Annotated in this window: 7 protein-coding genes; 1 reads left to right on the top strand and 6 read right to left on the bottom strand. The window is 71.0% G+C overall.

Annotation, left to right across the window (positions count from 1 at the left end; all coding sequences use genetic code 11):
- On the bottom strand, positions 1 to 1,063 hold a 1,063-nt coding region (locus I9P22_RS13045), incomplete at its 3' end, for an iron-containing alcohol dehydrogenase (protein ID WP_199259923.1).
- A gap of 183 nt (positions 1,064 to 1,246) precedes the next feature.
- On the opposite strand from I9P22_RS13045, the gene I9P22_RS13040 reads away from it, so the two are divergent.
- Positions 1,247 to 2,017: a DeoR/GlpR family DNA-binding transcription regulator gene (locus I9P22_RS13040; RefSeq protein WP_199259922.1), complete on the top strand. Its 771-nt coding sequence runs from the start codon at positions 1,247 to 1,249 to the stop codon at positions 2,015 to 2,017.
- 26 nt (positions 2,018 to 2,043) lie between these two features.
- Here I9P22_RS13040 and kynU read toward each other — a convergent pair whose 3' ends face one another.
- The 5 genes from kynU to I9P22_RS13015 form a co-directional block, all read right to left on the bottom strand.
- On the bottom strand, positions 2,044 to 3,288 hold the full coding sequence (gene kynU, locus I9P22_RS13035) for a kynureninase (RefSeq protein WP_199259921.1): 1,245 nt from the start codon (positions 3,286 to 3,288) through the stop codon (positions 2,044 to 2,046).
- Positions 3,289 to 3,306: 18 nt separating this feature from the next.
- Positions 3,307 to 4,335 (bottom strand): substrate-binding domain-containing protein, encoded by a 1,029-nt coding sequence (locus I9P22_RS13030; RefSeq protein WP_199259920.1) that lies wholly within the window; start codon positions 4,333 to 4,335, stop codon positions 3,307 to 3,309.
- 226 nt (positions 4,336 to 4,561) lie between these two features.
- Positions 4,562 to 5,650 carry an HlyD family secretion protein gene (locus I9P22_RS13025; RefSeq protein WP_199259919.1) on the bottom strand — a complete coding sequence of 363 codons (1,089 nt, stop codon included), beginning with the start codon at positions 5,648 to 5,650 and terminating at the stop codon, positions 4,562 to 4,564.
- Positions 5,647 to 7,332, bottom strand: coding sequence for an MFS transporter (locus I9P22_RS13020; protein WP_199259918.1), 1,686 nt, complete (start codon positions 7,330 to 7,332; stop codon positions 5,647 to 5,649). The genes I9P22_RS13025 and I9P22_RS13020 overlap by 4 nt, the downstream gene beginning before the upstream one ends.
- Positions 7,329 to 7,760, bottom strand: a complete 432-nt coding sequence (locus tag I9P22_RS13015) for a MarR family winged helix-turn-helix transcriptional regulator (protein ID WP_199259917.1) — start codon at positions 7,758 to 7,760, stop codon at positions 7,329 to 7,331. Before I9P22_RS13015 ends, I9P22_RS13020 begins: the two co-directional genes overlap by 4 nt.
- Between the last annotated feature and the right edge of the window lie 70 nt (positions 7,761 to 7,830).

The following is a 7,830-nucleotide window of genomic DNA, read 5'->3' as shown; positions in this document are numbered from 1 at the left end:
CCTGGTGCCGCGCCGGATCGAGGCCCTGCGCCCGCAGCCCCGGCAGGCCGGCCCCGCGCGCCCAGCGGGCCAGGGCCTGCGGCGCCTCGGCCTCGTCGCAACCCAGCACGGCCGCCACCTCGCCGCAGACCTCGCGGATGCGGGCAGGATCGGAGGCATGGGCGCGGTTCATCTCCAGCACCGGACCCAGCAGCGCGCCGCAGATCGCGCCATGGGCGGCGGTCGTCACGCCACCGATCACCCCGGCCAGCCCGTGCACGGCGCCAAGCCCGCCATTGGCCAGCGCGATGCCGCCGCACAGGCTGACCCAGGCCATGGTGTCGCGCGCCGCCGCCTCTTCCTTCTCCATCAATCGTTTCAGCGCCCGCAGGCCCGGCCGGATCGCCGGGCGCACCAGCGCATCGGTGAAGGGCGTGGCCTTGCACGAGATCCAGGGCTCGATCACCTGCGCCAGCGCATCGAGTCCCGAGGCCAGCGTCACTGCGCGCGGGCAATCATCGGTCAGCGCCGGATCGACGATGGCCAGCCGCGGCAGCATCCGTTCATCGCGGATCGAGACCTTGCGGCCATGCTCGGGCAGGCCGATCACCGCGTTGCGCGTCGCCTCGGCCCCGGTGCCAGCGGTGGTCGGCAGGGCGACATAGGGCAAGGGCGGAACCGACAGCGGCAGGCCGCGCCCGACCACCTCGAGATGATCCATGATCCCGCCCGGCGCCGGCACCAGCCCGGCCAGCGCCTTGCCCAGGTCCAGCGCCGCGCCGCCGCCCAGCGCCGCGACCCAGGCCGGGCGGAATTCCTTGGCCCGCGCCAGGGCATCCTCCAGCATCGGCAGGCTCGGCTCGGCCCCGCAGGCGAGGGTCAGCACCTCGGCCCCCTCGGCGCGCAGGGCATCGACCAGCCATGCGGCCCGGCCGGGATCGGCGCCATGCACCAGCACGCCGCGCGGGCCATGGGCCCGGATCGCGGCGGGGGCCTTCCGCGCCTCGCCTCGGCCAAAGACGGTGCGGCCCGGCAGGGCGAAGGCAAAGGAGGCAAGACCCGGAAAGGCGGCGGGATCGGTCATGGCTGGCCTGTTTTCTGCGTCGCGCCGCAAGCTGCACCGGCCCCGGCGGGGGGTCAAGCGGCTTTCGTTTCGGGCTGGACCGCGCCCGATCCGAACATCGGCGCCGCCCGGTCCCGGCGCAAGGAACGCTTGCGCGCAGAAGCGGATCGCTTACAGTGAAGCCGTTCCAGCATGGAGTGCCCCTTGGCCCTCAGCATCCGCCAGAGCGAAATCCTCGAACTCGCCCGGGCCGAGGGCCGTGTGCTGGTCGACGACCTCGCCCAGCGTTTCGAGGTGACGCTGCAGACCATCCGCCGCGATCTGGGCGAGATGGCCGAGGCCGGGTTGCTGGACCGCGTCCATGGCGGCGCGGTGCCGCGGGCCGGCGCGGTGAACCTGGGCTACGAGGCGCGGCGGCGCATGAACGCCGAGGCCAAGGCGGCCATCGGCGCGGCCTGCGCGGCGGAAATCCCCGACAATTGCAGCCTGATCCTGAACCTGGGCACCACGACCGAGGCGGTAGCCCAGGCGCTGATCCATCACTCCAACATCACCGTGGTCACCAACAACATGAACGTGGCCAATATCCTGCTGGCCAATCCCGGCTGCGAGATCATGGTGGCCGGCGGCGCGCTGCGGCGCTCGGACGGCGGGCTGGTAGGCGAGCTGACGACGCAGTTCTTCGAGCAGTTCAAGGTCGATTACGCGGTGATCGGCACCTCGGCGCTGGACCATGACGGCGACCTCTTGGACTTCGACCTGGCCGAAGTGCGGGTCAGCCGCTCGATCCTGCGCCAGTCGCGGCGGGCCTTCCTGGTCACCGACCATTCCAAGCTGGGCCGCCCGGCCCCGGCCCGCATCGGCAGCCTGTCCGAGCTGGACGCGGTCTTCATCGACCGGCCGCTGCCCGAGGACCTGATGCGCCGCTGCGCCGAATGGGGGACCGAGGTGCGCGTCTGCCCGCCCGCCGGCTAGGTGTTTGATCCCGCCCGCCAGCTAGTTCAGGTCACCGCCGCCTTCACCGCAAAACGCGGATCCCGCCAGCTTTCGCTTTCCAGCACCTCGGCCAGCGTCTCGGCCGCGCGCAGCACGTCCACATGGCGCAGGTAGAGCGGCGCGAAGCCGAAGCGCAGCGTGGCGGGGGCGCGGAAATCGCCGATCACGCCGCGGGCGATCAGCGCCTGCATGATCTCATGGGCATGGTCGTGGCGAAAGGCGACCTGGCTGCCGCGCAGCGCGCCGTCGCGCGGGCTTTCCAGCGCCAGGCCCCGCCCAGCGCAAAGGCTTTCCACCAGCTCGATGAACAGGCCGGTCAGCGCGATGCTTTTGGCGCGCAGCGCCGCCATGTCCACCCGGTCCCAGACCTCCAGCGCGCCCTTCAGCGCCCGCATGGACAGGATCGGCTGGGTGCCGCATTGGAAGCGGCGGATGCCGGGATCGCCCTCGTAGCCGGTCTCGAAGGCAAAGGGCCGGGCATGGCCCCACCAGCCGCTGAGCGGCTGCCGCGCCTGGCCCAGGTGCCGCTTTGCCACATAGATGAAGGCCGGCGCGCCGGGACCGCCGTTCAGATACTTGTAGCTGCAGCCCACGGCGAAATCCGCCCCGGCCGCGTCCAGCGCGACCGGCAGGGCGCCGGCGGAGTGGCACAGGTCCCAGATGGCGAGGGCGCCCGCCTCGTGGATGCGCGCGGTCAGCGCCGCCATGTCGCGCAGGGCGCCGGTCTTGTAGTTCACATGGTTGACCAGCACCGCCGCGACATCGCTGTCCAGCAGCTCCTCGATCGTCGGGGCGTCCACGCCCTCGAGCCGCAGCCGCGCGCCGGGCAGGGTCGAGACCACGCCCTCGGCCATGTAGAGATCGGTCGGGAAACTGCCGCTTTCCGCGACGATGGTGCCGCGCCCCGGCCGCAGGCCCATGGCGGCGTGCAGCGCCTTGTAGATGTTGACCGAGGTGGTGTCGGCCACCACCACCTGCCCCGGCGCCGCGCCGATCAGCCTGCCGATCCGGTCGCCCAGCCGCACCGGAAGGTCGAACCAGCCGGCGCCGTTCCAGCTGCGGATCATGTCGCGCGCCCATTCCTCGCGCGCCGCCGTCAGCAGTTCCTGCTGCGCGGCCAGCGTGGCGGGCCCCAGGGAATTGCCGTCCAGGTAGATCTCGTCCCCGGCCAGGATGAAGGCGTCGCGCAAATGGCGCAGGGGATCCTGGGCATCCATGGCCTGGATGGCGGCACGGTCGGGAACGGGCATGGGCATTCCTTTCGCGGTTCAGGCCGGCGCCGGCCCGGTCGAGTTGCGGATGATCAGTTCATGCGGGCCGACGATCTGCAGCTCCTCTTGCGGGCGGCCGTCCAGCAGCCCGGTCAGGCAGTCCGCCAAGGGCTCCCAGCTGTCGCGCAGCGGGGCCTTGGTGACGCTGAGCGCCGGGAAGAAGGCCGAGGCGCGCAGCATCGGCAGATGGTCGTCATGGGCCATGACCGAGACGTCGCCGGGGATCGACAGGCCCAGCGCCTCGAGCGCCTTGTAGACCCCCTTGGCGATGCGCACGTTGCTGCACAGCATCGCCGTGGGTGCCGGCTTGCCCGAGCGGAACATCTCGACGGTCGCGACCAGCCCCAGCGCCTCGGTCATCTCGCCATGGCGGATCAGCGCCGGATCCTCGGCCAGCCCGGCCTCCTCCAGCGCCCGGCGATAGCCGCGCATCCGCGCCGAAGCGAAGCCGTGGCCCAGCACGCCGTTGATGAAGGCAATGCGGCGATGGCCGAGCCCGATCAGGTGCCGGGCGCTTTCCAGCAGGATGCCCTCGTTGTCGATGTCGAAATAGGCGTGGTCGGCCTCGGGCCAGATGCGGCCATGCACCACGAAGGGGATGCCCCGCTCCTTGAGAAACCGGGCGCGCGGGTCGCCGTCATGCGGGCTGAACAGGATGAAGCCGTCCAGCACGCCATTGCCGATCAGGCGCTGATAGACGCGGGTGATCGGCTCCTCGGGCTGGGCCACATGCAGCACGAACTGCATGCCGCGCCCCGAGAACTGCGCCGAAAGCCCGGCGACGCCCTCGATGAACAGGCCGTCGCGCGGCAGGTCGGCGGAATGCGGCACCACCAGCGCCACCATGCCCGAGCGCCCTGTGACCAGCTTGCGCGCCGAGATGTTCGCCTGGTAGTTCAGCGAGCGCGCCACCGCCTTGACCCGCTCGCGGGTCATCTCGTTGACATCGGAATGGTCGTTCAGCGCCCGGCTGGTCTGCGTGATCGACAGCCCCGCCGCCCGCGCGACATCCTTGAGCGTGGCCAAGTTTCCTGCCTCCCGGAAGTGCCCGGGCGGAACCGCGCCGCCTGCCTGCACCCTGCCCGAGTTCTAGAATATCCTGCCGCGCCGGTCCATAGCGCCGGGCAAGACCGGGGCTTGCTTCCCGGCCCTCCCCCACGCGGCAGGGGATCCGCGATGCGGCCATGGCTGCGGCTCGGGCCGAACCCCGCCCCCGGCGCGGCCCTGGCAATGGCGCGCACCGGGGCGGCCTTCAGCCCTCATGCCCCATGACCAGCGGCCCGGCGCTGGCGGATGTGTCGCGCGCGCCCGAGCCCTCGTCCACCGTCACCACCACCGACAGGCCGGGCTCCAGGTATTCCGACATCGCCTGGCCCGGGTCGATGCTGATGCGGATGGGCAGGCGCTGCACGATCTTGGTGAAGTTGCCGGTGGCGTTCGAGGATCCCAGCAGGCTGAACTCGGATGCCGTGGCCGGCGAGAAGGCCTCGATCCGGCCGGTGAAGGCGCGGTGCTGCATGGCATCCACCGTGAAGGTCGCCCGGTCGCCGACGCGGACGCCGTGCAGCTGGGTTTCCTTGAAATTCGCGATCACCCAGACATCGGGGCCGACATGGCTGACCAGCGCCGTGCCGGCGGTGACATACTGGCCGATGCGCACGCCCACCTGGCCCAGCCGCCCGTTTGCGGGGGCGCGGATCACCGTGTTGTCGAGGTCGATCTGCGCCAGCTCGACCGCCGCACGGGCCGAGGCGATCTCGGCGCGCTTGGCGGCCAGCCCGACCTGGGCGCCGTTGACGGTCTCGCGCGCCACGGCGATGGCGCTTTGTCCTTGGGTGACGGCGGCCTCGGCCTGGCGCAGCGCCAGCTCGGTCTGGTCGGCCGAGCTTTGCGCGGTCACGCCGCGCGACTGCAGGGCCTGCGCCCGGTCCCAGGTCGATTTCGCCGTGTCCCGCGCCGCCTCGGCCGCCGACAGCGCCGCCTTGGCCGATTGCAGGCTGGCCCGGGCGGAATGCACGCTCTGTTCCTGGATCTGCAGCGCCGCCTCGGCGCCCTCCAGCACCGCCCGGGCCTGGGCAAGCTTCTGGCGATACTGCCGGTCGTCGAGCCGGGCGATGACCTGGCCGGCCCTGACCGGCTGGAAGTCCTGCACCTCGACCGCCGCCACATAGCCCGAGAGCTGCGGGGCGATGGTGGTGACCTTGCCGCGGATATAGGCGTTCTCGGTCTGCGGATGCGCCGGGGTGAAGGGCGGCAGGTGCCAGGCGTAAAGCACGATGAGCAGGCCAGCGATGCCGGCGGCGATGGCGATCAGGGTGGGGATCAGATGGGTCTTGGTCATGTCGCGGGCTCGGGTTGGCTGCTGGTCGTGGCGGGCGTGGGCTGGGCTGTCTCGGGCTGGGCGGGCGCGGACGGACGGGGCCAGAAGCGCGCCGCGAGCCAGTCGCGGAACAGGTGCAGGACCAGCGCGCAAAGCGCCGCCGCCGCCACCAGGAAGGTCAGGAAATAGGCGTCGTTATAGGCCATGACATAGGCCTGGGCGCTGGCGTCCTGGGCGATCAGCGCCACGGCCTGCGCCTTGCGCGCCGCCAGGTCCGGCAGTTGCGGCCCCAGCATGGCCATGTTGCGGGCCACGGCCGCGGCGGTCAGCGGGTCGGCGGCGGTCAGCGCCTCGCGCAGGACCTGCAGATGCATGGCCTGGCGGTGGTTGATGAAGGTCGAGAACAGGCCCGAACCCATGGCGCCGCCCAGCGACTGCGTGGACAGGAAGACGATGATGAAGGACAGGATATAGGCCGGCCCGCGCGCCAGGGCCGAAAGCAACCCCTGCATCATCGCCGGTGCCAGGAAGAACGAGCCGGCAAAGGCGATCAGCGCCTGGCTGAGCATCATCTGCGCCGGCCGGGTGTCGATGGTCGAATGGCTGTCCATCCAGGCGCCGGTGCAGATCAGCGCCAGCGCGATCAGGTGGAACAGCGGCACGCGCTGGGGACGCATGAAGGGCACCAGCGCCAGGCCGCCAAGCACGGTCGCCAGGGTGATGAGGGCGAAAAGCGGCACCAGCTGGTCCTGCGTCACCCCCAGGACCTGGAACATGCGCGGCGCGCCCGCGCTCTGCTCGGACAAGACCAGGCGGAAGATCAGCAGCGTCGCCGTCAGGTGCAGCATGGCCGGGCTGGAGAGCCAGCGGATGTCCAGAAGCGGCGTCTTGCGGTGCAGCTCGATCACCACGGCCAGGGTCAGCGCCACCACGGCCAGCGCCATCACCCAGCCCAGCCACGGCGCATCGGTCCACCAGTGGATCGAGCCCATGACGAAGGCCACCGTCAGCCCGCCGAAGCCGGTGGCGATCAGCAGCCAGCTGACCAGGTCCATGGCGGCGATGACCTTGACCCGCGGCTGCGAGGTCAGCGGCAGGGCATAGACCAGCCCCAGCGACACCGCCGCCATGCCCAGCGCCATGAAATGCAGCCCGTCCCAGCCGTGATCGCCCATCAGCGCCGGCGAGATCACCCGCGCCAGCATCGGCCCGGCCGCGACCATGGCCAGCACCATGGGCAGGCCCAGCCGCATCTTCCAGGCCGGCGGCAGCGGCTCCAGCATGTACATGAAGGCCAGGGTCGAGAGCGGCGCCGAAGCCATGCCGGCAAAGAACTGCACCGTCACCGCCGAACGCAGGTCCGAGACGGCGAAGGCCGCCAGCGAGACGGCAAGATAGACCAGGATCGCCACTTCGGCAAAGCGGCGCAGGCCGAACTGGGTGCGGATCTTGATCAGCAGCAGCGGCATCGAGGCGCGCGGGATCAGGAAGGCCGCCATCAGCCAGGTCGCCTGGGTCTGGGTGGCGCCCAGATCGCCGGCGATCTGCGGGATGTTGGTGCTGACGAAGCCCTGCGCCAGCCCCTGCGTCAGCCCGATGGTCACCGAGGCGCCAATATAGCCCAGCGTCGCCGGCCAGGACATCGGCACGAAGGCCGGCGCCGCCGCAGCGGGCGCCGGTGCGGGCTGCTGCCCCTCGCTCATGCCTGCCCCAGCTTCTCGGCGTTGCGGGCCATCTGCGCCAGGGTGCGGCGCGTCACCGCCATGTCCTCGGCCGGAATGCCCTCGGCCAGCGCGGCATCGACCTCGGCGCGGAAGCCCAGCAGCGGCTCGATCCGCGCCGCCTCGGTCAGGAAGACGGCGTGCTTGCGGCCGTCCTCGGGGATCGGCCGGCGCTCGGCCAGGCCCTGCTCCTCCAGCGCGTCCAGCAGACGCTTCAGCGTCGGCGTCTCGATGCCCATCAGCGCCGCCAGCTCGGCCTGGCTCGCACCCTCGTGCCGGCCGATGGTGGTCAGAAGCCGGGCGCGGGCATAGGTCAGCCCGTGCTTCTCGACCCGCACGCCGAATGCCGCGCGCAATGTCCGGGTCAGTTCGATCAGGGTTTCCACGAAGGTGGAGGGACGGTCTGGCATGGGATTTTTCCTGCTGAACCCGCGGGCAGGTCGCGATTTTCATTAGCAAGCTAATAAATCAGCCGGCAAA

It is taken from the genome of Paracoccus binzhouensis (genome assembly GCF_016446475.1).
GTDB lineage: Bacteria > Pseudomonadota > Alphaproteobacteria > Rhodobacterales > Rhodobacteraceae > Paracoccus > Paracoccus binzhouensis.
Note: the sequence above shows the minus strand (reverse complement) of the source record. Positions and strands in the feature narration are given on the sequence as shown.